This is a genomic window from Phreatobacter sp. (assembly GCF_052440005.1).
Lineage (GTDB): Bacteria > Pseudomonadota > Alphaproteobacteria > Rhizobiales > Phreatobacteraceae > Phreatobacter.
Map to the genome: position 1 here is coordinate 1 of NZ_JBQVQL010000021.1, position 23,923 is coordinate 23,923.

Genomic DNA, 23,923 nt, shown 5'->3' on the forward strand with positions numbered 1-23,923 from the left:
CCTCCGCGGCGCTGCCCCAGGCCGGGCCCGATCCGGTGCCGGCCGCACCTGCGGCTCCGACGGTGGACCCTTCCGCGGTGCCCGCCGCTCCGGTCGCAACAGAGCCGCCGCGGACCGAGGCGACGCCCCCGGCCGAGACGGCGCAGAAGCCCGGCGAGAGCGATGGCGTGCTGATCGACGGCCGCTTCCTCGGCCCCAACGGCGAACAGCTGCCGCCGACCGGTGGCCCGACGACGACGCCCGGCGTGCGCCAGGTCACGCCTCCGCCATCGAACTGACCACCGCCCTCCAGCTGACGGCGCTCTCTCCCGACCCGACGCAAACGAAACGCCCCGGTGATGCCTCACCGGGGCGTTCGTGCATCTCAGGAGGGGCCGTTGGAGGACGGCCCTGCCGTCAGTTCGATGCGGGTCAGGCGGCCTGGCGGTTCGCCGTGGCCTCGATCGCGCGGGGGCCGGAGCCCGTGCCGATAGCGATCTGCCGGGGCTTCATGGCCTCGGGGATCTCGCGGACGAGGTCGACATGGAGCAGGCCGTGGTCCAGGGCGGCGCCCTTCACCGAGACGTGGTCGGCGAGCTGGAAGCGGCGCTCGAAGGCGCGCGCGGCGATGCCCTGGTGGAGATAGTCGGGCTTCGCCTCGGCCTCGCCGGCCGACTTCTCGCCGCGGATGGTCAGCGCCTGCTCCTTGACCTCGATGGAGAGGTCCTTGTCGGTGAAGCCAGCGACGGCGACGGTGATGCGATAGGCGTTCTCGCCCGTGCGCTCGATATTGTAGGGCGGGTAAGTCGGCGAGGGCGCCGCCTCGAGGCCGGACGCCTGGTCCAGCATGGAGAAGAGGCGGTCGAAACCGACGGTCGAACGATAGAGCGGAGCAAGATCGAAGCTGCGCATGGGATGTCCTCCTTCAAGCGACACCAGAGAGGGAAGGCCCGCCTGATCGGCCGGGCCTGTCGATGCGTGCAGCCACATCGGGCCTGCACGGAACCAGAGTTAGGAACGCCTCCCGGGCCGCGCAAGAGGGGTCGCGCGAGGCTCTCACGGATGAAGAGCGGGTGAATGGCGGCTTCCGGACCGGTTCACCCGGCAGGGTGCAATCTCGCTCCCATGATGGCCGGGACCTGCCTCCCAGCCGCCTTCGCCTCACGGCAGACCGGGACCGGGACAGACCCGCCATGGCCCATACGACCTCAGCCCTCCCCACCGGCGCCCTCCGCCTCTCCGGCCGGGCGCCGCGCGCAACCTTCCTGCCCGGCCTCGCCCTCGGCGCTCTCGCCGGCACCGCCGGCATGGCCCTCCTCGTCGCGGTGATCGCCTGCACCAGCAGCCTCGCCCGCGCCGAGGGCACCCTCTCCGCCGGCGACGTGACCGGCCGCCTCACCGCCCGCGGCTATGCCGTCAGCGAGCCGCCGGTGAGGCGCGGCAGCACCTATCTCGCCCACGGCAAGGACAGGCACGGCCAGCAGCTGCGGCTGGTGATGGATGCCCGCAATGGCGAAATCATCGGCCTCAGGGTGATCGGCGAGCGGCGGGCGCCGCAGCGCGAGACGTCGTGGCGCCCCTGGACCGGGCGGCCGGCAGCCATAGCCCCCTCCCCGCAATGACCTTGCGGAACGGGCGGCGATCGAGAAGACTGGTATCCAACCACACCCGGGAGGTGACAATGCGCAACACCCTGATCGCGACGATCGCCCTGATCGCCGCCCCTCACCTCGCCGCCGCCTCGCCGGTCGACCCCGCAGGCTTCGCCGGCTACCACATGCAGGTGCAGTACAATTGCGGCCCGCCGCGCCGCGTCCGCGTCTACGATTCCACCACCGGCTCGATGATCGACCAGGTCATTCCCGGCCGCTGCGACGGACCGCGCCGCTCGTTCGACGACCGGCCCGTCTACCGGGATCCTCCGCCGCGGCGCTATTACGACGAGCGCCCGGTCTACCGCGAGCGGCCGCGCTACTATGACGAGGACCGTGGCTACCGCCCGCGCCGTCCCCCGCCCCCCGGCTGGGAGCGCGATCCCTATACCGGCCGTGACATGCGCATCCTGCGCTGATCCGCAACCGTTCAGGCGATGTTAGCGAGGCGGGGGCATGGTGATGCTCCCGCCTTCCTCGTTCGCGAGCCCTGGTTCCGATGGATCTCGTTGCGCTGCCCGACAGGCCGGTTCCCGCGGGCGTGCGGGCCGGCACCATCACCACCGCCGACCGCATCCCGATCCGCTATGCCCGGTGGGAGGCGACGGGCGCGCCGCGCCGCGGCACGGTGGTGATCTGCCAGGGCCGGGCCGAATTCATCGAGAAGTATTTCGAGGTGGTGGACGAATTGCGCGAGCGCGGCTTCGGCGTCCTCGCCTTCGACTGGCGCGGCCAGGGTGGCTCGGGCCGCCTCCTCGCCGACGGGCGCAAGGGCCACGCCCGCCGCTTCGCCGACTACCAGATCGACCTCGAGACGGTGATGTCCGTCGTCGGCCTCCCCGATTGCCGGCCGCCCTTCTATGCCCTCGGCCACAGCATGGGCGGCGCCATCCTCATCGAGGCGGCCCATGCCGGCCGCACCTGGTTCGACCGGATGGTGCTGGCGGCGCCCATGGTGGCGCTGGCCCAGGTGAGGCGGCCGGCCCTCATCCGCCCGGTGCTCCGGGCGCTGAGCCTCGCCGGTCTCGGCAGCGCCATCGTGCCCGGCGGCTCCGCCCGACCGGTGGCGCTGAAGCCCTTCGCCGGCAATCCCGTCACCTCGGATCCCGTGCGCTACGCCCGCGTCGCCGCCTATGCCGAGGCCGATGCCCGGCTCGGCCTCGGCGCGCCGACGGTCGCCTGGGTACGCGAGGCTCTTGCCGTCACAGCCCGCTTCGCCCATCCGCTCTACACCCGCGGCCTGCGCCAGCCCATGCTGATGATCGGGGCCGCCCGCGACCCTCTCGTCGACACCCCGAGCGTGGAGGACTTCGCCCACCGGCTGAAGACAGGCGGCGCGGTGGTCGTGCCCGGCGCCCTGCACGAGCTGATGCAGGAGCGCGACGAGATCCGCAGCCAGTTCTGGGCCGCCTTCGACGCCTTCGTGCCCGGGGAAATGCCGTTCCTCTGACGCTAGCGTTGGACGCTCAGGCGTTGAGGATCGCCAGCGCCTCGTCATGCACCCGCCGGTCGCCCGAGGCGATGATGCGCCCGCCCGCGCCCGCCGGCCCGCCGTCCCAGGTGGTGACGATTCCGCCGGCCCCCTCGATGATCGGCACCAGCGCGACGATGTCGTAGGGCTTGAGGCCGGCCTCCACCACGAGATCGACATGGCCGGCCGCCAGCATGCAATAGGCGTAGCAATCTGCGCCGTAGCGATAGGTGCGGCAGCGCGCCTCCACGGCCTCGAAGGGGCCGCGGGTTTCGGCGTCGAAGAGGCGCGGCGACGTCGTCATGATGGTCGCGGCCTCGAGGCCCGCGCAGGGCCTGACCCTGAGGCTGCGGCTGCCTGCGGGCCCCTCGTAGCGGGCGCCGGCCCCATCGCCCCAGAAGCGCTCGCCGATGAAGGGCTGGTGCATCATGCCGAAGACCGGCACGCCATGGCGGGCGAGCCCGATCAGCGTGCCCCAGACGGGAATGCCGGCGATGAAGGCGCGGGTGCCGTCGATCGGGTCGAGGATCCAGACGTGTTCGGCATCGGCGTTCTCGTCGCCGTGTTCCTCGCCGACGATGCCGTGCTCGGGGAAGGTGCTCTTGATGAGCTGCCGCATCACCGCCTCGCCGGCGCGGTCGCCCTCGGTGACCGGATCGAAATGGCCGAGGCCGGCCTTGTTGTCGACGCCAATGGCGGTGCGGAAGAAGGGCAGGATGGCTTCGCCCGACAGGCGGGCGAGTTCACGCACGAAGCTCTCGAAATCCACAGCGCTCACGTCTCGTCTCCTCGCCCTGCCGGCGTGAGACCTATAGGCACGGGGCTGCCGGGCGGCAACACCGGCCGGTTCCATGCGCCGGAAAGGCCGCAGGCCTGTGCGATGGCGCCTTGCGTCCCGACGCCCCGGCAGGCAGTTTCCGCGCCCCGGAGGACGACGTGCCACACCAAGAACAACGCGGGGGCGCCAGCTCCGCGGGCCTGACCCGGCCGGCGGTCGTCGCCCTCGTCGCCGTGCTCGCCACCGCCACCGCGCTCAGCCAGTTCTTCCGCAATTCCGTCGGCGTCATCGCCACCACGCTCGCCGGCGAACTGGGTCTCGACCCCGATCAGCTCGGCCTCGTCGCCTCCTCCTTCTTCCTCATCTTCGCGCTCTGCCAGATCCCCGTCGGCATCGTCATCGACCGCTGGGGCCCGCGCGTCGCCCTGCTCGGCTCCAGCCTCTTCGCCGTGGCGGGCGCCCTCGTCTTCGCGCAGGCCGAGGGGCAGGCCGGGCTCATAGCCGGGCGGCTCCTCCTCGGCATCGGCTGCTCCACCTTCTTCATGGCGCCGCTGGTCATCTATGCCCGCGCCTTCCCGCCCACCGTCTTCGCCAGCCTCGCCGGCTTCCAGATCGCCTTCTCGAGCCTCGGCACCATCCTGGCGACGGCGCCGCTCGGCTGGATGACCGCCGCCTTCGGCTGGCGCTCGGCCTTCCTCCTCGCAGCCCTCGTCTCGGCGCTGCTCCTCGCCGGCATCGTCCTTCTGGTGCGCGGCAGGGCCGCCGGCCGCCTGCCGGGCAAGGCCGCGGAAACCCTCCCGCAGGCCTTTGCCGGGATCGGGGCGGTGCTGCGCACCCCGGGATTCGGGCCGCTCTTCCTGATGTCCTTCTCCACCTTCTCCACCTTTGCCCTGTTCATCGGACTGTGGGGCGGGCCCTACCTCGCCCATGTCCACGGCGCCGACCTCGCGGCCCAGGGGCGCACCCTCTTCGTCATGGCTCTCGCCCAGGTCGTCGGCACACTCGCCTGGGGGTCGGCGGACCGGTTCACCGGCGCCTACAAGCCGCTGGCGGTGGCCGGCGCGGTCCTCACCCTGGTCCTCCTCGCCGCGCTGATCGCCTTCGGACACGGCGGCGCGCTCCGGGCCGAGATCATCGTCGCTCTCCTCGGCTTCTCCTGCGCCTTCACGCCCGTCCTCGTCGCCCATTCGAAGTCGCTGTTCCCGCCCGACATCACCGGGCGTGGCCTGTCCCTCATCAACATGGGGACGATGAGCGGCACCTTCGTCACCCAGTGGCTGACGGGCCTCGCGGTGAAGGCGGTGGCGGGCGGCGCCGCGGTCTATCCGGTGGCGGCCTTCCAGATCGCCTTCGCCCTGCAGGCGGCGCTGCTGGCGGTCGCGACCCTCGTCTATCTCAGGGCGCCGGAACCCCGCCGCCCGGGCGTCTGAGACGAGGCGCCTCATCGGCCGAACGACGGCCGCAAAAAAATGGGACAGCCTTCTTGCCTTTTCCGGAGAGCCTAGGCATATTGTTGCAGCGCGGTATCGCCCTGCGATGCCTCGCAGCCCTCCTTGGGCGTTTCCTCCCTAGACTTGGGCCGCTCACGAAAGTGAGCGGCCTCTTTCTTTGGCGGGCCGGTTTTTCCGTTGAGTTTTCAACGATGTAACCGGCGGCTTCCGTGCCACGGAAGGACCTGACCCGGCATCGTATACAATCGAAAACGCGCACGACTCGTTGTGCGTCGCACCCTGATCATTCGATCAGTCTCCCGTTTGTGACGGCAAGACGATTCCGCTGCGGCGGCCCCTCAACCAGGCTGATATGCAAAAATGACGGAGCTGCCGTGGCTATTCCGCAGCGATCCGCCAGTCGCCCGCCCGGTCCAGCGGCAGCCGCGCCAGCGCCTCCGCCAGGGTCATAAGGTCGGTCTGCAGGCGGCCGAAATCGGCGGTGGGGCGATAGGTCCGCTCGTCCATGTAGATGGCACGGTTGATCTCGATCTGCACGGCGTGGACGCCGGTCTGCGGCTGGCCGTAATGCTCGGTGATGAAGCCGCCCGCATAGGGCTTGTTGCGCACGACGTTGTAGCCGCGCGCCCGCAGCACGCCCTCGATGAGGTCGCCGACCGACGGCGAGCAGCTGGTGCCGTAGCGGTCGCCGATGACGATGTCGGCGCGCGGCTTGTCCTCACGCACGGGTGCCATGGACGGCATGGAGTGGCAGTCGACCAGCAGCGCCTCGCCGAAGGCCCGGTGCACCGAGGCGATGAGGCGGCGCAGCGCCCGGTGGTAGGGCTTGTACAGCGTCTCGATCCTGACCAGCGCCTCGTCCACCGGCAGGCGGCGGGCGTAGATCTCCTGCGCCTCGCCGACGACGCGCGGGATGGTGCCGAGCCCGCCCGCCACCCGCATGGAGCGGGTGTTGGCGAAGGTCGGCAGCCGTCCGTCGAACATGCGCGGGTCGAGCTCGTAGGGCTCCCGGTTCACGTCCACCATGGAGCGGGGGAAATGCACGCGCATCAGCGGCATGCCGCGCTCCACCACCCCGGCGAAGAGCATGTCCACGCCGGTGTCCTCGGAACGGCGGAGCAGCGGCAGGTCGAGCCGCACCTGGTCGATGAAGTGCGGCGGATAGAGCCGGCCGGAATGGGGCGAGTTGAAGATCACCGGCGCCCGCGTCTCCGCCGGCTCCAGCGCCTCGAAGGCGGGGTCGATGTCGCAGATCTCGGCTTCCATCGTCACGCGTCCGTCGTGCTGCATGCCTGTCTACTCTAGCGCGCGGCGCGCCGGTGTGAACCCGCCTCGCAGGCAGGCCAGCGCCGCAAGAGACGCCGCGCACCCGGCGGAGCTCGCGAGGCGACGTCACCGGGGCGGATCTACCCCAACGTCAGCCCCCCTGCGCGGGCCTGTGGACATTCACGGCCCATTTACCATCTTCGTGCTTGATGAGGCACAAGCGGAACCGGGTTCGCTACACCGCCACCCGGACCACGGACGGACGAAGGACCGCATTCAGCATGGGCAAGATTCTGCTGGCCGAAGACGACAACGACATGCGCCGGTTCCTGGTCAAGGCGCTGCAGACCGCCGGTTACGACGTCGCCCATTTCGACAACGGCCTGTCCGCCTATCACCGCCTGCGCGAGGAGCCCTTCGAGCTCCTGCTCACCGACATCGTCATGCCCGAGATGGACGGCATCGAGCTCGCCCGCCGCGCCACCGAGCTCGACCCCGACATCAAGGTGATGTTCATCACCGGCTTCGCCGCCGTGGCCCTGCAGCCGGACTCGCAGGCCCCCAAGGACGCCAAGATCCTCTCCAAGCCCTTCCACCTGCGCGACCTCGTCAACGAGGTCGAGAAGATGCTCCAGCAGGCCGCCTGAGGCCTCGTCCACAGCGGCGCATTTGGGCCGCGCGATCCTCTTGCACGCTCGCGCGACCCCCGCTATACGGTGCGCCTCGCTTTCGCGGTCCCCGGATCGCAAAAGGGCGCGTAGCTCAGCGGGAGAGCACTACGTTGACATCGTAGGGGTCACTGGTTCGATCCCAGTCGTGCCCACCATTCAGACGAAAACCCCGCCGGAGCGATCCGGCGGGGTTTTTCGTTGGTGCGGCGCGGGCAGCCTATTTCCCGGAGCATCGCCGCGGCTGATCCCGTAGCGTTGCCCCTCGCGCCCGCCCCCTCACCCACGTTGCCTATGGCACCCGGTGGGATTTAACGCGACCTCCGCCCGCCCGGTGGTGGTGGCTCGATGGCCGGTGGGGTTATGGTCGGCGGCCGGATGGCCGGTGGCCGTGGGGTGGTCGGTGGGGTTATGGCCGGCGGCTGGATGGCCGGCGGCTGGAAGGCCGGCGGCTGGAAGGCCGGCGGCTGGAAGGCCGGCGGCTGGATGGCCGGCGGCTGGAAGGCCGGCGGCTGGAAGGCCGGTGGCCGTGGGGTCGGTGGCTGGATGGTCGGTGGCGGCGGCGAATTCCGCGAGGTCGACGGTCCGGATCCGGACCCCGATTGCGCATTGGCCAGCTGGACCGCCGTCTGTGCCACAGACAAGGCGATGCTGAGCGCCGCTGACACGGCGGTACGTCGATACATCATGATGTCCCCTACAGCGCCCCGTTGGTACCATAGGGTGGTGCAGCTGTCCGAGCAAAGCCCCAAACGGGAACCAGCCCTCTGATACCGCGTTAACCCGGCATGCCCCAACCGCGGACCCTGCGAGCAGCGAAAGGTCTGGCGGGCGCAGCCCTTGCGCTCGCACTGGGCGCCTGTGCCTCCAACTACGCGACGCAGGGCCCCCTGACGGTCCGCTCCGACCTGCCTGCCTCCTACATCGCCGGCTGCATCGAAGGCCTGTTCAACACGCGCATTCCCCTGGTGCGGCGCTCGCCGCTCATCGGCGGCACGCTGATCAAGGTGATGGACCTCAACGACCACACCATCGCCGCCGTCTCGGTCCTAACCGAGGATGGTGAGACGCGCGTCGCCTTCGTCTCCGACCATGCCGACCGCTTCTTCTACGAGCATCTCTTCCGCCAGTGCGTGGCGGTACCCGGCCGCTGAGCGGGGACGTCAGAGGCAGCGGCCGCGCCGCGGATCGATTATGATCGGCCCCTGGACGAATCGGGGCACGACATGACGGCAGAGGCGGCAGCCCGCGACATCGAGGCGAAGATCCGCGATCTCGTCGCCTTCATCACCGGCGAGGACGCCGCGGGTTACGACGACGCGTCCCCGCTGATCGGCGAGAAGGCTGTGGTGGATTCGCAAGGCCTCCTCGAAATCATGCTGGGTCTCGAGGATTTCGCCGGCGAGCGCTTCGGCAAACCCTTCGACTGGATGAACGACGCCGCCTTCTCCTCCTCCCGCAGCCCCTTCCGCACCATCGGCACGCTCGCCGCCCACATGGCCGGTCAGATGGTGGGCGGCGCGTGAGGCGTACGCTCCTGGTCACGGGTGCGAGCCGCGGGCTTGGCCGCGCCATTGCCGAACGCGCCCTGGCGGCAGGCTACGACGTCGTCGGCATCGCCCGGACCGAGGCCGAGGCGCCCTTCCCCATCCATGCCTGCGACGTCGCCGACGCCGCAGCGGTGAAGGCGGTGGCCACTGCACTCCCGCGCGAGACGCCGCTCTGGGGCGTCGTCAATGCCGCCGGCATCGCCTCAATGAACCTCGCGCTGATGACGCCGGCCGCGACCGTGCAGAAGGTGATCGCCACCAACCTGATGGGCGCCATCCATGTGTCCCAGGCCTTCGCGCCGGCGCTGGTGCGGGCCAAGGGCGGCCGCATCATCCATTTCTCCACCATCGCCGTGCCGCTGGGCCTCGCGGGGGAAGCCGTCTATGTCGCGTCCAAGGCCGGGGTCGAGGGCTTTGCCCGCACCTTCGCGCGCGAGGTCTCGGGCTTCGGCGTCACCGTCAACTGCATCGCGCCGGGTCCCATCGACACCGACCTCATCGCCAAGGTGCCGGCCGAGGCCATCGACCGCATCGTCCGCCGCCAGGTGGTGCAGCGGAAGGGCACGCCCGACGACGTCTGGGACGTCGCCGCCTTTCTCCTCTCCGACGCGGCCGGCATGATCTCCGGCCAGGTCCTCGCCATCGGGGGGGCGTGATGGCCGGGCTCGTCGACGAGATCCTCGCGCGCCAGGCCGATCCGACCCGGCCCTTCCTCGTGTCGGCGGCCGGGAGCCTCGCCTTCGCCGACATCGTCGCAGCGAAGGGGCCGGACCTCTCCGCCGTCCAGCCCGGCGACGTGGTGGCCCTCGTCGGTGATTTCGAGCCGGACAGCGTCGCCACCCTCCTGCGCCTCGTCGACGCGAGGGCCGTCATCGTGCCGCTGACCCGCCAGACCGCTGCCGACCATTCCTATTTCCATGACGCCGCCCATGTGAACGTCGTCATCGTGGACGGCACGGTCACCCGGCGTCCCCAGGCCGGCCTCGACCACCCCATGCTCGCCGAGCTGCGCGCCCGCGGCCATGCCGGCCTCGTGCTCTTCTCCTCCGGCACCACGGGGCGGCCGAAGGCGATCCTCCACGACTTCGCGCCATTCCTCGCGAGGTTCCGCACGCCGCGCGAGGCGCTGGTGACGATGAGCTTCCTGATGTTCGACCATATCGGCGGCATCAACACGCTGCTCCACACGCTGTTCAACAACGGGCGCATCGTCGTGCCGTCGAAGCGCACGGCCGAGGCGGTGGTCGCCGAGATCATCGCGCATGGCATCGAGCTTCTGCCGACGACCCCCACCTTCTTGCGCATGGCGCTGATGAGCGGCCTGCTGCCGCGCCTCGCCGGATCAGCGCTCCGCGTCGTCACCTACGGCACCGAGCGCATGGATGAGCCGACGCTCCGTGCGCTCTGCGAGGTCCTGCCGGGGGTCGATTTCCGTCAGACCTATGGCATGTCCGAACTCGGCATCCTCCGCGTGAAGTCCGAGGCGCGCGACAGCCTGTTCATGAAGGTCGGCGGCGAGGGCGTGGAGACGCGGGTGCGCGACGACGCCGTGCTGGAGATCCGCGCGGCCAACCGCATGATCGGCTATCTCAACGCCCCCTCCCCCTTCTCCGACGACGGCTGGTACGACACCCGCGACGTGGTGGAGGTGAAGGGCGACCTCGTCCGCATCGTCGGCCGCACCAGCGACGTCATCAATGTCGGCGGCCAGAAGATCCTGCCCGGCGAGATCGAGCGGGTGGCGCTCCTCCACCCCTCCGTCGACCTCGCCAGCGCCTGGGGCGGGCGCAATCCGATCACCGGCGAGCACATCGAGGTGACGGTGCAGCTGCGTCCCGGCGAGAGCCTGACGCGCGAGGACATGATGCGCCATTTCCGGGCGCACCTTCCCCCCGGTCTCCATCCCCACCGCGTGCGCTTCGGCGAGGTGGCGGTGGGCCACCGGTTCAAGCGGCTGTAGGCGAGCGCGAAGAAAAGAGGCCCCACCCGTACCCTCCCCGCGCCAGCGGAGGGTGCGGGTGGGGCTTTTGGAGTGAAGACGCAGGTGAGAAACAAATCCGCCAGTCGGACGAACCAATCGCCCCTCACGCCTGCTGGTGGTTCAGCAGCAGGCCGGAATTCTCCCATTCCGTCGCCACCAGCCGGCCGGTCGAGGACAGCGTGATATAGGCGGTGCGCAGCTCCGGCCCGCCGAAGGCGATGTTGGTCACCCAGCGCTCGCCCGGCACGGGAATGTGCCTGAACTCACCCGTGTCCGGGGCGATGACGGTGATCCCGCCGTTGACCAGCGTCGCCACGCAGATGTTGCCGTCGGCGTCCACGGCGAGGGAGTCGAAGCGGTTGTAGCCGCCGATCCCCGCCACGATCCGGCCCCCGTGCGGCGAGGGGAAGGGATGGCGCCGAATCTTGCCCGGCCCGTCCAGATCGAAGGCCCAGAGCCGCGCCGTCTCGGTTTCCGCCACATAGAGCACGGACCCGTCCGGCGACAGGCCGATGCCGTTCGGTGTCACCATGGGATGGGCGACCTCGGTGATGAAGGAACCGTCGGCCCTGGCGTAATAGACGCCGCCGCGGTCCATGTCGCGGGGCCGCGCCTTGCCGAGGTCGGTGAAGTAGAAGCCGCCCTGGTCGTCGAAGACGATGTCGTTCGGCCCCTTGAACGGGCAGGCCTCGGTGGCGGTGTAGAGCACCTCCAGCGCGCCGGTGGTGAGGTCGAGCCGCTCGATCCGCCCGCCGGAATAATCGTCCGCCTGGCCAATCGGCAGGAGCCCGCGCGCGTCGCCCGGCGGCGTCCATTTGAAGCCGCCGTTGTTGCAGATGTAGAGCTTGCCGTCGGGTCCAAGGGCCAGGCCGTTCGGTCCGCCGCCCTGCTGCGCCACGTAGCTGACCGTCCCGTCGGGCGTGACCTTCGTCACCGTGCCGCGGCCGATCTCGACCAGCAGCACCGTGCCGTCGGCGAGGATCACCGGCCCCTCGGGAAACAGGAGGCCCGAGGCGAGTTCGCGAAAGTCCATGTCCATGCCGTCCTCCCGATGCCGGCCCTTGCATGGGCTCTGTCCGCCGGGCGCGGCCGGCGGGGCCCATCCATCAGAGCACCGCTCCGGCCGCGAGGCGAGCCCGGCTCCCGCAGGGCAGACCGGTCGCCGCCGCCGACGCGACCGAAGCTCGACATTGCGCCGTCACGGTTCCTGGGGCTTGATGCCCGCTGGCGAGGAGCGGAAGACGGCATGGCCACCGAGATCGAGCGCAAGTTCCTGGTCGTCGGCGACGGCTGGAAAAAGGCGCCGCGCATACGCGCCATCGCCCAGGGCTATCTCGCCACCACCCCCGGTTCCGTGCGCATCCGCATCCAGGACGGAGCCGCCACCCTCACCGTCAAGGGCGAGACAGAGGGGCTCGTGCGTGACGAGTTCGAGTATCCCGTTCCGCTCGCCGATGCCGAGGCCATGCTCCGCCTCTGCCCGGAGCCCCCCATCGTCAAGAAGCGCCACGAGATCGTCCATGCCGGCAAGCTCTGGCAGGTTGACGCCTTCGAGGGGGCGCTCGCCGGGCTCGTCGTCGCCGAGGTGGAGCTGGAGCGGGCCGACGAGGTCATCACCCTGCCGGACTGGGTCGGCCGGGAGGTCACCGACGATCGCCGCTACCGCAATTCCTCCCTGATCCGCGGCGGTCTCGCCGGGCTCGACCTGTCGGACACCGGTCCGCGGCGCTGCACCGGCTGACCCCCTGCCGCTGCGTCTGGTCGCGGCGAAGGACCGGTGCTAGACCGGGGACGGTCCAAGGTTCCCCCGCATCCCCAGATCCCCAGAGAAGGCTCGGATGTCAGTCGTCACCAGCATCGAAGATCTCCGCATCCTCGCCAAGCGGCGGGTCCCGCGCATGTTCTACGACTACGCGGATTCAGGGTCGTGGACCGAGGGCACCTACCGGGCCAACACGACCGACTTCGCGAAGATCAAGCTGCGCCAGCGCGTGGCGGTCGACATGCGCAACCGCACACTCGCCACCGAGATGATCGGCCAGCCGGTGTCCATGCCGGTGGCCCTCGCCCCGACCGGCCTCACCGGCATGCAGCATGCGGACGGGGAAATCCTCGCCGCCCGCGCCGCCAACAAGGCCGGCATTCCCTTCACGCTGTCCACCATGAGCATCTGCTCGCTGGAGGACATCGCCGAGGCCACCGGCAAGCCCTTCTGGTTTCAGCTCTACGTGATGCGAGACCGCGAATTCGCGGCGAACCTCATCGACCGGGCGAAAAAGGCCGGCTGCTCGGCGCTCGTGCTCACCCTCGACCTGCAGATCCTCGGCCAGCGCCACAAGGACATCAAGAACGGGCTCTCCGCCCCCCCGAAGCCGACGGTGAAGAATCTCATCAACCTCGCCACCAAGCTGCGCTGGTGCATGGGCATGCTCGGCACCAAGCGGCGCACCTTCGGCAATATCGTCGGCCACGCCAAGGGCGTCGACGACATGTCCTCGCTCTCCTCCTGGACCTCGGAACAGTTCGACCCGGCGCTGAACTGGGACGACGTGAAGTGGATCAAGGACCGCTGGGGCGGCAAGCTGATCCTGAAGGGCATCCTCGACGCCGAGGACGCCGAGCTCGCCCTCGGGTCCGGCGCCGACGCGATCATCGTATCCAACCACGGCGGCCGCCAGCTGGACGGCGCCATGTCCTCCATCGAGGCCCTGCCCGGCATCGTCCAGGCGGTCGGCTCGAAGATCGAGCTGCACATGGACGGCGGCATCCGCTCCGGCCAGGACGTCATCAAGGCGATCGCCCTCGGGGCCAAGGGCACCTATATCGGCCGCGCCTTCCTCTACGGCCTCGGCGCCAACGGCGAGGAGGGCGTCACCGCCGCCATCGAGATCATCCGCAAGGAGCTCGACATCACCATGGCGCTCTGCGGCCTGCGCGACATCCGGACCGTGGACGGCAACATCCTGGTGCGCTGAACCTTTCGCTCAGCGTCCCACCACCTCCGGCTCGTGCTCCGGCCAGAGCAGGGCGAGCCGCGAGGCCGTGCCCCAGGCGTTGGAGGCGAACTGGCGGACCTCCAGCCCGACGCCCTGCTCCGCGAGGGTGATCAGGTTCCAGCTGTTGACCTGGCCGCGCAGCCGGTCCGACGTCGCCGTCCCCGCATGGATGATGAGCACGTCGTCACGGCCCACCGACGTGCCGGTCACCGCCGTGCGCTCGCCCTCGGCAGGATTCCAGAGGCTCGCATGGGCCCGGTGCCGGTGGCCGAGCAGGATGAGGCTGCGCGGGCGTCGCGCCAGCGTCGCCAGCAGGAGGTCGCCGCGCGTCACCAGGTCGTAGTCGTGTTCCATATCTTCGCCATAGGCCACGGGGTGATGGGCGGTGACGACGAGGATGCGCGGATCCCGCTCGGCGGTCGCCACCGCGGCGATCTGCGCCGGGGCGATCCGCCCGCGCGACCAGTTGAGATAGGGGCCATAGGGCCGGGCGCTGTTGATGCCCTTCACCAGCACCGTCCCGCCGGACCATTCGGGCGCAAGCCCTTCGGTGATGTAGCGCCGCCAGCGGCGGAAGGGCCGGAAGACCATCTCCCACAGCGGGATGGTCGGGATGTCGTGATTGCCGGGCACCACCAGATAGGGAGCGGGGATGCGGTCGAGGAAGGCGCGCGCCGCGGCGAACTCCCCATGGCTGGCGAACTGGGTGAGGTCGCCGCTGATCACCACCACATCCGGCCTCGCCGCCCCGAGGTCGGCGAGGAGCGCGTCCACAACGCCCGGCAGCTCGCGCCCGAAATGAATGTCGGAGATATGCGCGACCACCGTCATGACGGATGCGTCATGCCGAGAGCTCCAGAGGACGCGGCACGATGACGGCGAGCGCACCCGGCTTCACCGCGAAGCGCAGCGGCGTGTTCACCCGCCGGATCTCGCCGTCGTTGAGGATGGTCAGCCACTGGCGGCGGGCGTCGATGGTGAGCACGGGGGTCTCCCGATAGGCGATGTCCGGATCATTGCGCGCCCTCCCGCCGAAGATCGAGGCGGCGAGCTTGAACAGGGTCAGGTAGCCGCGCTCCCTCGCCGCATAGACCGCCAGAAGCCCGGCATCGAGCTTCTCGCGGAAGGGAACCCGCGAGACGATTTCGGCCAGCGGATTGACCGACACGATGACGCCGCGCGTCTCCTCCGTCCAGGCGCTGCGGTCGTCGCGGATGGCGAGCGCCGCCGGGCGCAGGGTCATCGCCTTCATGCCGGTACGCAGGAAGGACAGCATGGTCGCGCCCATGCGGCCGCGCGCCTCCTCGCGGTAGCGCTGCAGCTTGGCCAGCGGACCGATGACGCTGGTGCACAGGAAGAGCTTGCCGTTGACCATTCCGACGTCGATGGCGCGCCGCTCGCCGTCGACGAGGGCCGCCACCGCGAGCACGGGATCGAGGGGGATGAGCAGGTCGCGCGCCAGCTGGTTCACCGTCCCCTGGGGCACGATGGCGAGCGCCGTCTTCGTGTCGCAGAAGGCCTCGGCAGCCGCGAGGATCGTGCCGTCACCGCCGAGCACGACGACGATGTCGGGCTGCTGCGCCTTGCAGGCGGCGATGGCCTCCGGCAGGCGGCCGCCCCCCGCCATGAAGATGCGCGGATAGACGCCCCGGGCCGTGATGGCGGCAACAATGGCTTCGACGGCCCGGCTGCCACCGCCGCCGAAGCCGGAACGGCTGTTCGCCAGGACGGCGACCGACGGCGTGCCGTCGATGCCGAAAATGCCTGTCTCGGCCATGTGAACGGTTCCCCGGATGACGCGCCGCTGCGGGGCGCGGTCATAGCAACGGCCGGAAGGCCCGAGAGTTCCAGGGGACATGAGCGCGCAGGCGCCGCGGCGGGCCCAAAAGCAAAGGGCCGCCTTGCGGGCGGCCCTGGGATCGTCAGGTGATGTGCGTCGGTCTCAGCGACGGGCGCCGCGGGCGGCAGCCTTGGCGCGGGCCTCGGCATAGGCCGCGATCTCGCGGTAGATCTGCTTCGGACGCGCCTTGGCGCGGGCCTCTTCTTCCTCGAGACGCTTCAGCTCGGCCTCTTCGGCCGCGATGCGCTCGGCTTCCTTGCGGGCAGCTTCCTCGGCAGCCAGGCGCTCGGCCTCGGCCCGGCGGATCGCTTCCTTCGCGGCTTCCCGCGCGGCGCGGGCCTCGGCGACGGCACGGCGCTCTGCCTGGCGCCTCTGGAAGTCCGGATCATCCGGACCCGGGCGCGAACGGAACTTCTCCAACAGTGCCTGCTTAGCCTTCTGGGCAGTCTCAAGGCGTTCGGACAGGCCGTTCTGGGTATGGATGGACAAAGGGCAGTGATCCTTGGTTCGTCTGGCTGGTACGGGGGCGATGGAGGGACGTCGCAGGCGGGAGGCGCGCCCCGGATGTCCGGAGGCCTCGTCGCGACTGCACTCCGGTACAGAAAGCGTCACGGAACGTCAACGTCAAACCACCTTGTCGTGACATATGGTTGACGCTTGGCAGCTATTCCAGTGCTGCGGGCCGTCAGGCCGCCTCTCCGCCAGTCGCGCCGGAGCGTACCAGCACCCTCAGAAGGTCGCTGCGCACCGATTCGATATGCCGCTGGAGAAAGGCGCAGGCCTCCTCGAAGCGGCCGTCGCGGCACAGCCTGATGAGGGCGGCATGTTCCTGCTCGGCGATACCCATGGCCGCGGTGTTGGACAGCTGGACGCGGGTGTAGCGGTCGCTGGTCTGCAGCAGCGCGGCGACGATCGACTGGGTGCGTGGCAGCCGCGCCTTGGTGTAGAGCGCCATGTGGAACTCGGCGTTGATGACGCCCCACTGGCCGACGTCGCCGGCCGCGATCGCCGCCACGAAGCGCGACTGGATGGCGTCCAGCGCCGCCAGGTCGGCCGCGCCGAACCGCGGCCCCGACTGGGCCAGCAGCCGCGGCTCGAGGAGGCAGCGCAGATCGAAGACGTCGTTCACCTCGTCGAGCGAGAGCTCCGAGACGATGGCGCCCTTGTGCGGCACGATGCGCACGAAGCCCTCAGCCTCGAGCTGGAACAGCGCCTCGCGGACGGGAATGCGGCTGACGCCATAGGTCTCGGCCAGCGCATCCTGGCGCAGCTGGGTGCCTGCGGGGTGCTCGCCGGCGAGGATCGCCTGGCGCAGCCTGTCGACGATGGCGGCCGACAACGTGCGGTGCTTGAGGGGTGCTGACATCCGATTCCTGACAACCCGATTGCGCCATCGGATCACGAAATTCCGCCCTTGCCCATCCGCACCGGGCGCAGCACCGGCGCGGGATGCCCGCCCTCGACGGGAGGTAAGAAAGTCCTTCCGAAGGCATTGACTCCCTGATTGTATAAAATCTACGATACCACAGTTCCAGAGCAAAACACATCGGGGATCCACCGATGGCGCACCAGGCCATTCCCTCCGGACGCATCAGCGCGCCCGCCCAGGCCCTGCAGTCCCTCTCCGCCGGTCTCCTGGCGGTCGAGCGGCTGGCCATCATGGGATTCATGTTCCTGCTGGCCGGCCTCATCCTCCTCAACGTCGTCACCCGTTACAGCGGCGTGCCGATCTACTGGGTCGACGAATCCGCGGTCTATTCGGTCGTCTGGCTGACCTTCATCGGCGCCTCCGCCATGACGCGGCTGAGGCTCGACTTCGCCGTCTCGATGTTGTCGGAGCGGCTGTCGGAGCGGGGACGGAATGTGGCCAAGGTCATCGCCACCGCCATGGTCGTCGCCTTCGGCCTGTCGCTCGCGGCCATGTGCTGGCTGTGGATGGACCCGGTCGGCATCGCCCGCGCCGGCTTCGACGCCCGCGCCTTCGCCGGCGAAACCTTCAACTTCCTCTACACCGAGCGTACACAGACGCTGAACTGGCCGACCTGGGTGCTCTACCTGATCCTGCCGATCTTCGCGGTGTCCATGATCATCCATGGCCTCGCGAATCTCGTCGAGGACATCGGACTGGTGCCGCCCGCCGCCATCCGCGGCTTCGTCCTCTCCGACGTCGACGGGGTGAACTGATGATCACCTCCGCCGCCTTCATGGCCGTCATGCTGGTCGGCGTGCCGATCGGCCTGTGCCTCTGCCTCGCCGGCATCGTCTACATCCTCGCCTCCGGCAACCCGCTGCTGTTCCAGTCCTATCCGCTGCAGATGTTCGGCGGCGTCGACAGCTACGGCCTCATCGCCATCCCGCTCTTCATCCTGATCGGCGAGATCATGAACGGCGGTGGCATCACCAAGCGCATCGTCGACCTCGCCATGGCGGTCATCGGCTCGGTGCGCGGCGGGCTCGCCTACGTCAACATCCTCGCCAACATGTTCGTCGCCTCCATCCTCGGCTCGGCCACGGCGCAGGTCGCGATCATGTCGCAGATCATGGTCCCGGAGATGGAGAAGCAGGGCTACGACAAGACCTTCGCCGCCGGCCTCACCGCCTATGGCGGCATGCTCGGGCCGATCATCCCGCCCTCTGTCATGTTCGTCGTCTATTCGGTGCTGGCGCAGGTCTCGGTCTCGGACATGCTCATCGCCGGCATCGTGCCCGGCGTGCTGCTGACCCTGCTCTTCTTCGTCGTCATCGCCCTGATGGGCTACGTCTACAACTACCCCAAGGCCGAGAAGCGGACCGCGCGCCAGCGGATCGCCACCATCCTCGATGCCGCCCCGACGCTCGCCATCCCCGTCGTTATCGTCGGCTCCATCCTCGGCGGGCTCGCCAATGCCACGGAATCCGCCGCGGTCGGGGCCGTCGCCGCCGCTCTCGTCGGCCGCTTCTGGACCAAGCAGTTCTCCTTCTCCCGCCTGCCCGAGATGATGCTGCGCGCGGGCGTCTATTCGGCCATCGTGCTGTTCCTCGTGGCCGCGGCCGCCGTCTTCTCCTGGATCCTCATCTACGGGAAGGTGCCGCAGGAGACCGCCGCCTGGATCCAGACGGTCGCCAAGGATCCCGTCTCCTTCATGCTGCTGGCCAACGTCATCCTGCTGGTCATCGGCACGGTGATCGACGGCGTTCCCGGCCTCATCATGACGGTGCCGATCCTGCTGCCCATCGCCACCGAGGTCTACGGCATCGACCCCCGTCACTTCGGCGTGGTGGTGGTCATCAACCTCGTCCTCGGCCTGCTCTCGCCGCCGGTGGGCCTGTGCTTCTTCGTCGCCGCCGCCGTGACCGGGGCGAAGCCGGGGAAGATGTTCCTCGTCACCATGCCGTTCTTCGGGGTCAGCTGCATCCTGCTGGTCCTGCTCTCGCTCTACCCCTTCCTGTCCCTCGCCCTGCTCAAGTGAATGCCTCCCTCCAACCCCTCAGGAGCATGACCATGACCCTCTCCCGCCGCCACCTCCTCGCCGCCGGCGCCGTCCTGCCGCTCGCTGCGCCCTCCCTGGCTCTGGCGCAGGCGAAGGAGTTCCGCCTCGGCATCCTCACCCCGGCCGGCCACCCCTGGAACCGCGCCGCGCTGAAGGTCGGCGAGGACCTCAAGGCCGCCACCAACGGCCGCCTGACCCTGACCGTCTTCCACTCGGGTCAGCTCGGCAACGAGGCTGCCATGCTGCAGCAGATGCAGTCGGGCGCCCTCGACATGGGCTGGATCATGGCCGCCGAGCTCGGCTCGCGCGTGCCGACCATCGCCGCCATCACGGCGCCCTACGTGGTCGATTCCACCCCGAAGATCGCCAAGCTGGTGCGCGACCCCGTCGCCATGAAGCTCTTCGACGTGCTCCCCCGCGAGACCGGCACCATCGGCCTCGCCTGGGGCATCACCGGGATGCGCGCCGTCTTCGCCGCGAAGGACATCTCCAAGGTCGCCGACATCCGCGGCATGAAGCTGCGCATCAACCCGACCCCGGTCTACCGCGACTTCTACCAACTGCTCGGCGCCGCCCCGACCCCGATCCCGACGCCGCAGGTCTTCGACGCCATGACCAACGGCCAGGTCGACGGCCTCGAGGCGGACCTCGAGTTCTCCTGGAACCAGCGCTTCGACAAGCCCTCGAAGTCGATCCTGCAGATGAACGCCGTCTTCATGCCGGTCATCGCCCTCGTCTCGGGCCGGGTCTGGCAGACGATCTCGGCGGCCGACCGCGAGCTCATTACCAAGACGGTGAAGGGCGCCCTCGACATCCAGATCGACGAGCTCGCCGGCAACGAGCCGAAGCTCGTCGAGCAGTTCAAGGCGACCGGCATCCCCTTCCGCAATGCCAATCCGGCCGATGCGGCGGCGGTGGTCGCCGAGTTCGACAAGATCTGGCTCCCCAAGGCGCCCATCCTCGCCGACCTGCGCAAGGCCGGCGCGGCGCTCTGAGCGGCAGGAGCCCCCTCCGTCATCCCGGCCGAAGCAAGGCCGAGGGGACGGGGATCCAGGCGTTGCAGCGCCGCGCTCGCGGCCCCTGGACCCGCTTCCCTCGGCCTGCGGCCTCGCCGGGGTGAGGGACCCTCGAGCCTCACCCATTCCCGCCCGCGGCGCGCCGAGTGCCGCCGCGCCACGACATTCTCTGGAGAAAACCCCATGGCACCCCGCATTTCCTGGGAAGGCGTCTTCCCGGCCGTCACCACCCAGTTCCACGCCGACCTCTCGCTCGACATCGACGCCACCGCCAAGGTGATGGACAACCTGATCCGCGACGGCGTGTCGGGCCTCATCGTCTGCGGCTCGGTCGGTGAGAACACCTCGCTCGAGCGGCGCGAGAAGATCCAGATCATGGAGACGGCCAAGGCGGTCGCCGCCGGCCGCGTGCCCGTGCTCTGCGGCATCGCCGAGTTCACCACCGCTTTCGCGGTCGAGACGGCCAAGGAAGCCGCCCGCATCGGCATCGACGGCATCATGGTCATGCCGGCGCTGGTCTATTCGTCCAAGCCCCACGAGACGGCGCAGCACTTCCGGACGGTCGCCACCGCCACCGACCTGCCGGTGATGCTCTACAACAACCCGCCGATCTACAAGAACGACGTGACCCCCGACATCCTGGTCTCGCTCGCCGACGTCGAGACGGTCGTCTGCTTCAAGGATTCCTCTGGCGACACCCGCCGCTTCATCGACACCCGCAACATGGTCGGGGACCGGTTCGTGCTGTTCGCCGGCCTCGACGACGTCATCGTCGAGAGCGTCGCCATGGGCGCCGTCGGCTGGGTGTCCGGCATGTCCAACGCCTTCCCGCGCGAGGGCGAGACCCTGTTCCGCCTCGCCAAGGCCGGCCGCTTCAAGGAGGCCATGCCGCTCTACGAATGGTTCATGCCGCTGCTCCACCTGGACGCGCGTCCCGACCTCGTCCAGTGCATCAAGCTGTGCGAGCACATCATGGGCCGCGGCACGGCGCTCACCCGGCCGCCGCGCCTCGCCCTGCTGCCGCACGAGGCGGCCGAGGTCCAGGCCATGATGGCGAAGGCCCTCGCCAACCGGCCGAAACTGCCCGACGTCGGCCTCAAGGTCGCCGCCTGACTCCCGCCGTCACCAACGATGACGTGATGTGGAATTAACGCAATCTTCGGGTGTGCCGTGCTGCAGTGCGGCCACCTGAGGGTGTCATGGTCGAGAATGAACATGGGTTCAGTCCCCCGCACTGGGGCCTGACGCGCTGGTTGGCCGGCACGAGCCAGCCGGTGCCGGACGACGTGCGCGCCGCCCTCGTCGCCTCCCTCTTCGGCGCCATTCCCATCTTCCTCGGCGGCGTCGCCAATACCCTCGCCATCGCCGTCCTCGTGACGCTCTGGCATCCGGCCCCACTGCTGATCGCCTGGTGCGCGCTCGAGGTCGTGATTTCGCTCACCCGCCTCGCCATCCTGCTGCATGCGCGCCGCGCCGTGCGCCGCGGTGGGCGCACCTTCACCGACCTCACCATCGTCCTCGCGGTCGCCTGGGGCTTCACCACGGGCCTCGGCGCCTGCCTCATCCTCGTCACCGGTGACTGGCCCACCGCGATCGTCGTCTGCATCTCCGCCGCGGGCATGGTCGGCGGCATGTGCTTCCGCTATGTCGGCGCGCCGCGCCTCGCCACCGCCGTCATCGCCGGCGCGCTGCTGCCAGCCACCGCGGGCGCGATTCTGTCCGGCAACCCGATCCTGCTGGTCTCCGCCGTCCAGGCGCCCGCCCTGCTCGTCGCCATGAGCATGGCCGCCTTCCAGCTCCACCGCATGCTCGTTGCCACCATGATGGCCGAGCGCGAGCAGCGCCAGCGCACCCGGCTCGACGTGCTCACAGGCCTCGCCAACCGTAACGGCCTCGTCGAGGACCTTGCGGGACGTCTCGCCCGCGGTGCGGCACAGGAGGCGCCCTTCGCCCTGCTCTATCTCGACCTCGACGGCTTCAAGGCGGTCAACGACACCTACGGCAATCTCGTCGGCGACCGCGTCCTGGCCATGGTGGCCGAGCGCCTGCGGGAGATCGTCGGGCCCGGTGACACCGCCGCAAGGCTCGGCGGCGACGAGTTCGTCGTGCTCGCGGCCGGCGGCAGCGCGATTTCCGCGCTGGCCCTCGGCCGCGCCCTCCTCGCCGCCATCGCCGCGCCCTATCCGCTGGCCGACGGCCGTACCGCCCGCATCGGCGTCAGCATCGGCATCGCCCTCGCCCCCGCCGACGGCACCGACGCAGACACGCTGATGACCCGCGCCGACACCGCCCTCTACGTCGCCAAGGCCCGCGGCAAGGCCGCCGTGGCACTCGCCAGCGAGGTCGACGGCGACACCCGCTCGCTCTGGGAATCCATGCGCCGGGCCGGCGCCGGGCCCCGCGACCACCAGCTGGCACGCGCCGGCTAGCACCCCGGCGCCCGTTGGCGCCGGGACACAGTGCAGTGAACCACCGGTCTTTCTGTACCGTCGTTTACGTGACGTTGAGGCGGATGGGTCATCAGTCCCGCAAATCACGGCGGAGTCGCGCGAATGCAGACTGAGAAGGCGAGGTTTTCGGCACCGGAATGGCGGTTCACCCGCTGGCTCGCGGAATCGCCTGCCGGCACGCCGGACGCCATCCGGCAACGCCTCGTCGCGGAACTCTTCGGCAACCTGCCGGTGTTCTACGGCGGGCTGATCGCGACCCTCGTCGGCCCCCTCAGCGTGGTCGTCTTCAAACCGAGCGCCCTGTTCATCGCCTGGCTGGCGATGGAGGTGATCATCTGTGCGGTGCGCCTCGCCGTGCTCGTGCATGGCAGGCGTGCGGCGCTGCGCGGCGAGAAGACCTGGACGGACCTTCACATCGTCATGGCCCTGGCCTGGAGCGCCAATCTCGGCCTCGGCTGCCTGATGGCCATTCTCTCGGGCGACTGGCTGATCGCCACCGTCGCCTGTGTGCCGGCGGCCGCCATGGTCGGCGGCATCTGCTTCCGCAACTTCGCCGCCCCGCGGCTCGCCTCGGCGATGATCGCCCTGTCGCTGTCGCCGATGCCCGTTGCCACCCTGCTGTCGGGCGAGCCGGCGCTGATCGGCGTCACCATTCTGGTGCCCCTCTTCCTGTTCTCGATGAGCGTGTCGGCGTTCCAGATGAACGCCACCGTCGTCTCCGCCATGGTGGCCGAGCGCGAGATCCGCCACCGCGCCTGCCACGACGACCTGACGGGCCTGTGCAACCGCGCCCACCTCGTCACCCAGCTCGACGAGCGCCTCGCCCGCGAGCGGCCCGATGGCCTCGCGCTCTTCTATCTCGACCTCGACGGCTTCAAGCAGGTCAACGACACCTTCGGCCACGCCACCGGCGACCGCCTCCTCCAGCTCGTCTCCGAGCAGATCAACGCGAGCGTTCGGGCCGGAGACGTCACCGCCCGTCTCGGCGGCGACGAGTTCGTCGTCCTCGCCGACGGGCTCGACCGGAATGCCGCCCTCGCCCTCGGCCACAGCCTGTCGGAGCGTATCGCCCGCAGCTATGCCGTGAACGGGCACGACTGCGTCATCGGCGTCAGCGTCGGCATCGCCCTCGCCCCCGCCCAGGGGCGCGACGCCACCAGCCTTCTGGCAGCCGCAGACGCCGCGCTCTACACGGCCAAGGGCCGCAGCGCCCCGGCCGTCGTCATGGCCGGCGAGACCATCGCGCGCGCGCCCTCCATCGTGCCGGAACCGGATGCCCCCCTGCCGCGGCCGGCGCGACTGCACCTCAGCCCGACCTGAGACCCGGTTGCGCGGCGCCCGCCGCCGCCGCATAC

26 protein-coding genes, 1 tRNA gene and 1 pseudogene are annotated in these 23,923 nt (G+C 69.7%); 20 read left to right on the forward strand and 8 right to left on the reverse strand.

What is annotated here, in order from left to right:
* Positions 1-278: pseudogene (locus ACT6XY_RS07400) on the forward strand (hypothetical protein); the annotation flags it as partial.
* A 133-nt stretch (positions 279-411) separates the two neighbouring features.
* Here the strand turns inward: ACT6XY_RS07400 and ACT6XY_RS07405 are convergent.
* Positions 412-891 (reverse strand): Hsp20 family protein, encoded by a 480-nt coding sequence (locus ACT6XY_RS07405; RefSeq protein ID WP_444747694.1) that lies wholly within the window; start codon positions 889-891, stop codon positions 412-414.
* A gap of 281 nt (positions 892-1,172) precedes the next feature.
* Here ACT6XY_RS07405 and ACT6XY_RS07410 point away from each other — a divergent pair, with 281 nt between their 5' ends.
* The 3 genes from ACT6XY_RS07410 (at position 1,173) to ACT6XY_RS07420 (ending at position 3,081) form a co-directional block, all read left to right on the forward strand.
* Positions 1,173-1,601 carry a hypothetical protein gene (locus ACT6XY_RS07410; RefSeq protein ID WP_444747695.1) on the forward strand — a complete coding sequence of 143 codons (429 nt, stop codon included), beginning with the start codon at positions 1,173-1,175 and terminating at the stop codon, positions 1,599-1,601.
* Positions 1,602-1,660: 59 nt separating this feature from the next.
* Entirely contained in the window at positions 1,661-2,050 is a 390-nt protein-coding gene (locus tag ACT6XY_RS07415; RefSeq protein WP_444747696.1) for a hypothetical protein, read from the forward strand.
* A gap of 80 nt (positions 2,051-2,130) precedes the next feature.
* Positions 2,131-3,081 (forward strand): alpha/beta fold hydrolase, encoded by a 951-nt coding sequence (locus ACT6XY_RS07420; protein WP_444747697.1) that lies wholly within the window; start codon positions 2,131-2,133, stop codon positions 3,079-3,081.
* Between the two features lie 16 nt (positions 3,082-3,097).
* On the opposite strand, the gene hisN is transcribed toward ACT6XY_RS07420, so the two are convergent.
* Positions 3,098-3,880 (reverse strand): histidinol-phosphatase, encoded by a 783-nt coding sequence (hisN, locus tag ACT6XY_RS07425; RefSeq protein WP_444747698.1) that lies wholly within the window; start codon positions 3,878-3,880, stop codon positions 3,098-3,100.
* Between the two features lie 158 nt (positions 3,881-4,038).
* Here hisN and ACT6XY_RS07430 point away from each other — a divergent pair, with 158 nt between their 5' ends.
* Positions 4,039-5,310 carry an MFS transporter gene (locus ACT6XY_RS07430; RefSeq protein WP_444747699.1) on the forward strand — a complete coding sequence of 424 codons (1,272 nt, stop codon included), beginning with the start codon at positions 4,039-4,041 and terminating at the stop codon, positions 5,308-5,310.
* Positions 5,311-5,709: 399 nt separating this feature from the next.
* Here the strand turns inward: ACT6XY_RS07430 and ACT6XY_RS07435 are convergent, their stop codons facing one another.
* Positions 5,710-6,621 (reverse strand): N-formylglutamate amidohydrolase, encoded by a 912-nt coding sequence (locus tag ACT6XY_RS07435; protein WP_444747700.1) that lies wholly within the window; start codon positions 6,619-6,621, stop codon positions 5,710-5,712.
* Positions 6,622-6,878: 257 nt separating this feature from the next.
* Here ACT6XY_RS07435 and cpdR point away from each other — a divergent pair, with 257 nt between their 5' ends.
* The 7 genes from cpdR to ACT6XY_RS07470 all read left to right on the forward strand — a co-directional run bounded on the left by cpdR (position 6,879) and on the right by ACT6XY_RS07470 (position 10,775).
* Positions 6,879-7,244 carry a cell cycle two-component system response regulator CpdR gene (gene cpdR / locus ACT6XY_RS07440; RefSeq protein ID WP_106749214.1) on the forward strand — a complete coding sequence of 122 codons (366 nt, stop codon included), beginning with the start codon at positions 6,879-6,881 and terminating at the stop codon, positions 7,242-7,244.
* Positions 7,245-7,348: 104 nt separating this feature from the next.
* Positions 7,349-7,423: transfer RNA gene (locus tag ACT6XY_RS07445), tRNA-Val, on the forward strand.
* A gap of 190 nt (positions 7,424-7,613) precedes the next feature.
* Entirely contained in the window at positions 7,614-8,036 is a 423-nt protein-coding gene (locus ACT6XY_RS07450; protein WP_444747701.1) for a hypothetical protein, read from the forward strand.
* A 17-nt stretch (positions 8,037-8,053) separates the two neighbouring features.
* Positions 8,054-8,419: a hypothetical protein gene (locus tag ACT6XY_RS07455; RefSeq protein WP_444747702.1), complete on the forward strand. Its 366-nt coding sequence runs from the start codon at positions 8,054-8,056 to the stop codon at positions 8,417-8,419.
* A gap of 72 nt (positions 8,420-8,491) precedes the next feature.
* Positions 8,492-8,791, forward strand: coding sequence for a hypothetical protein (locus ACT6XY_RS07460; protein WP_444747703.1), 300 nt, complete (start codon positions 8,492-8,494; stop codon positions 8,789-8,791).
* Complete coding sequence (locus tag ACT6XY_RS07465) at positions 8,788-9,471, forward strand: SDR family NAD(P)-dependent oxidoreductase (protein ID WP_444747704.1); 684 nt, start codon at positions 8,788-8,790, stop codon at positions 9,469-9,471. The genes ACT6XY_RS07460 and ACT6XY_RS07465 overlap by 4 nt, the downstream gene beginning before the upstream one ends.
* The gene (locus ACT6XY_RS07470) at positions 9,471-10,775 is read left to right on the forward strand and encodes a class I adenylate-forming enzyme family protein (protein WP_444747705.1); all 1,305 of its coding nucleotides are present in this window, start codon (positions 9,471-9,473) and stop codon (positions 10,773-10,775) included. Before ACT6XY_RS07465 ends, ACT6XY_RS07470 begins: the two co-directional genes overlap by 1 nt.
* Positions 10,776-10,899: 124 nt before the next feature.
* Here the strand turns inward: ACT6XY_RS07470 and ACT6XY_RS07475 are convergent, their stop codons facing one another.
* Entirely contained in the window at positions 10,900-11,835 is a 936-nt protein-coding gene (locus tag ACT6XY_RS07475; RefSeq protein WP_444747706.1) for an SMP-30/gluconolactonase/LRE family protein, read from the reverse strand.
* A 207-nt stretch (positions 11,836-12,042) separates the two neighbouring features.
* Between ACT6XY_RS07475 and ACT6XY_RS07480 the strand changes: the two genes are divergently transcribed.
* The gene (locus tag ACT6XY_RS07480; RefSeq protein WP_444747707.1) at positions 12,043-12,537 is read left to right on the forward strand and encodes a CYTH domain-containing protein; all 495 of its coding nucleotides are present in this window, start codon (positions 12,043-12,045) and stop codon (positions 12,535-12,537) included.
* Positions 12,538-12,634: 97 nt separating this feature from the next.
* The gene (locus tag ACT6XY_RS07485) at positions 12,635-13,771 is read left to right on the forward strand and encodes an alpha-hydroxy acid oxidase (RefSeq protein ID WP_444747708.1); all 1,137 of its coding nucleotides are present in this window, start codon (positions 12,635-12,637) and stop codon (positions 13,769-13,771) included.
* Positions 13,772-13,780: 9 nt separating this feature from the next.
* Here ACT6XY_RS07485 and ACT6XY_RS07490 read toward each other — a convergent pair whose 3' ends face one another.
* The 4 genes from ACT6XY_RS07490 to ACT6XY_RS07505 form a co-directional block, all read right to left on the reverse strand.
* Entirely contained in the window at positions 13,781-14,623 is an 843-nt protein-coding gene (locus tag ACT6XY_RS07490) for a metallophosphoesterase family protein (RefSeq protein ID WP_444747709.1), read from the reverse strand.
* Positions 14,624-14,633: 10 nt separating this feature from the next.
* Positions 14,634-15,569 (reverse strand): diacylglycerol/lipid kinase family protein, encoded by a 936-nt coding sequence (locus ACT6XY_RS07495; RefSeq protein ID WP_444747710.1) that lies wholly within the window; start codon positions 15,567-15,569, stop codon positions 14,634-14,636.
* A 165-nt stretch (positions 15,570-15,734) separates the two neighbouring features.
* Positions 15,735-16,244 (reverse strand): DUF6481 family protein, encoded by a 510-nt coding sequence (locus ACT6XY_RS07500; RefSeq protein WP_444747711.1) that lies wholly within the window; start codon positions 16,242-16,244, stop codon positions 15,735-15,737.
* Positions 16,245-16,317: 73 nt separating this feature from the next.
* A complete protein-coding gene (locus ACT6XY_RS07505) occupies positions 16,318-16,998 on the reverse strand; it encodes a GntR family transcriptional regulator (protein ID WP_444747712.1) in 681 nt (226 codons plus the stop codon).
* Positions 16,999-17,291: 293 nt separating this feature from the next.
* Here ACT6XY_RS07505 and ACT6XY_RS07510 point away from each other — a divergent pair, with 293 nt between their 5' ends.
* From ACT6XY_RS07510 to ACT6XY_RS07535, 6 genes are all read left to right on the forward strand, one after another.
* Positions 17,292-17,816, forward strand: a complete 525-nt coding sequence (locus ACT6XY_RS07510) for a TRAP transporter small permease (protein ID WP_444747739.1) — start codon at positions 17,292-17,294, stop codon at positions 17,814-17,816.
* Positions 17,816-19,081: a TRAP transporter large permease gene (locus ACT6XY_RS07515; RefSeq protein WP_444747713.1), complete on the forward strand. Its 1,266-nt coding sequence runs from the start codon at positions 17,816-17,818 to the stop codon at positions 19,079-19,081. The genes ACT6XY_RS07510 and ACT6XY_RS07515 overlap by 1 nt, the downstream gene beginning before the upstream one ends.
* A gap of 32 nt (positions 19,082-19,113) precedes the next feature.
* Positions 19,114-20,097 (forward strand): TRAP transporter substrate-binding protein, encoded by a 984-nt coding sequence (locus ACT6XY_RS07520; RefSeq protein ID WP_444747714.1) that lies wholly within the window; start codon positions 19,114-19,116, stop codon positions 20,095-20,097.
* 204 nt (positions 20,098-20,301) lie between these two features.
* A complete protein-coding gene (locus ACT6XY_RS07525; RefSeq protein ID WP_444747715.1) occupies positions 20,302-21,231 on the forward strand; it encodes a dihydrodipicolinate synthase family protein in 930 nt (309 codons plus the stop codon).
* Positions 21,232-21,317: 86 nt separating this feature from the next.
* Positions 21,318-22,547: a diguanylate cyclase domain-containing protein gene (locus ACT6XY_RS07530; protein WP_444747716.1), complete on the forward strand. Its 1,230-nt coding sequence runs from the start codon at positions 21,318-21,320 to the stop codon at positions 22,545-22,547.
* 123 nt (positions 22,548-22,670) lie between these two features.
* Complete coding sequence (locus ACT6XY_RS07535; RefSeq protein WP_444747717.1) at positions 22,671-23,888, forward strand: diguanylate cyclase domain-containing protein; 1,218 nt, start codon at positions 22,671-22,673, stop codon at positions 23,886-23,888.
* Positions 23,889-23,923: the final 35 nt, after the last annotated feature.

What these genes read in the sequence shown, in the direction of transcription:
- ACT6XY_RS07405 (WP_444747694.1), bottom strand. Translation starts at nt 891, where the DNA reads ATGCGCAGCTTCGATCTTGCTCCGCTCTATCGTTCGACCGTCGGTTTC.
- ACT6XY_RS07410 (WP_444747695.1), top strand. Translation starts at nt 1,173, where the DNA reads ATGGCCCATACGACCTCAGCCCTCCCCACCGGCGCCCTCCGCCTCTCC.
- ACT6XY_RS07415 (WP_444747696.1), top strand. Translation starts at nt 1,661, where the DNA reads ATGCGCAACACCCTGATCGCGACGATCGCCCTGATCGCCGCCCCTCAC.
- ACT6XY_RS07420 (WP_444747697.1), top strand. Translation starts at nt 2,131, where the DNA reads ATGGATCTCGTTGCGCTGCCCGACAGGCCGGTTCCCGCGGGCGTGCGG.
- ACT6XY_RS07435 (WP_444747700.1), bottom strand. Translation starts at nt 6,621, where the DNA reads ATGCAGCACGACGGACGCGTGACGATGGAAGCCGAGATCTGCGACATC.
- cpdR (WP_106749214.1), top strand. Translation starts at nt 6,879, where the DNA reads ATGGGCAAGATTCTGCTGGCCGAAGACGACAACGACATGCGCCGGTTC.
- ACT6XY_RS07450 (WP_444747701.1), top strand. Translation starts at nt 7,614, where the DNA reads ATGGCCGGTGGGGTTATGGTCGGCGGCCGGATGGCCGGTGGCCGTGGG.
- ACT6XY_RS07455 (WP_444747702.1), top strand. Translation starts at nt 8,054, where the DNA reads ATGCCCCAACCGCGGACCCTGCGAGCAGCGAAAGGTCTGGCGGGCGCA.
- ACT6XY_RS07460 (WP_444747703.1), top strand. Translation starts at nt 8,492, where the DNA reads ATGACGGCAGAGGCGGCAGCCCGCGACATCGAGGCGAAGATCCGCGAT.
- ACT6XY_RS07470 (WP_444747705.1), top strand. Translation starts at nt 9,471, where the DNA reads ATGGCCGGGCTCGTCGACGAGATCCTCGCGCGCCAGGCCGATCCGACC.
- ACT6XY_RS07475 (WP_444747706.1), bottom strand. Translation starts at nt 11,835, where the DNA reads ATGGACATGGACTTTCGCGAACTCGCCTCGGGCCTCCTGTTTCCCGAG.
- ACT6XY_RS07480 (WP_444747707.1), top strand. Translation starts at nt 12,043, where the DNA reads ATGGCCACCGAGATCGAGCGCAAGTTCCTGGTCGTCGGCGACGGCTGG.
- ACT6XY_RS07485 (WP_444747708.1), top strand. Translation starts at nt 12,635, where the DNA reads ATGTCAGTCGTCACCAGCATCGAAGATCTCCGCATCCTCGCCAAGCGG.
- ACT6XY_RS07490 (WP_444747709.1), bottom strand. Translation starts at nt 14,623, where the DNA reads ATGACGGTGGTCGCGCATATCTCCGACATTCATTTCGGGCGCGAGCTG.
- ACT6XY_RS07495 (WP_444747710.1), bottom strand. Translation starts at nt 15,569, where the DNA reads ATGGCCGAGACAGGCATTTTCGGCATCGACGGCACGCCGTCGGTCGCC.
- ACT6XY_RS07505 (WP_444747712.1), bottom strand. Translation starts at nt 16,998, where the DNA reads ATGTCAGCACCCCTCAAGCACCGCACGTTGTCGGCCGCCATCGTCGAC.
- ACT6XY_RS07510 (WP_444747739.1), top strand. Translation starts at nt 17,292, where the DNA reads ATGGGATTCATGTTCCTGCTGGCCGGCCTCATCCTCCTCAACGTCGTC.
- ACT6XY_RS07515 (WP_444747713.1), top strand. Translation starts at nt 17,816, where the DNA reads ATGATCACCTCCGCCGCCTTCATGGCCGTCATGCTGGTCGGCGTGCCG.
- ACT6XY_RS07520 (WP_444747714.1), top strand. Translation starts at nt 19,114, where the DNA reads ATGACCCTCTCCCGCCGCCACCTCCTCGCCGCCGGCGCCGTCCTGCCG.
- ACT6XY_RS07525 (WP_444747715.1), top strand. Translation starts at nt 20,302, where the DNA reads ATGGCACCCCGCATTTCCTGGGAAGGCGTCTTCCCGGCCGTCACCACC.
- ACT6XY_RS07530 (WP_444747716.1), top strand. Translation starts at nt 21,318, where the DNA reads ATGGTCGAGAATGAACATGGGTTCAGTCCCCCGCACTGGGGCCTGACG.
- ACT6XY_RS07535 (WP_444747717.1), top strand. Translation starts at nt 22,671, where the DNA reads ATGCAGACTGAGAAGGCGAGGTTTTCGGCACCGGAATGGCGGTTCACC.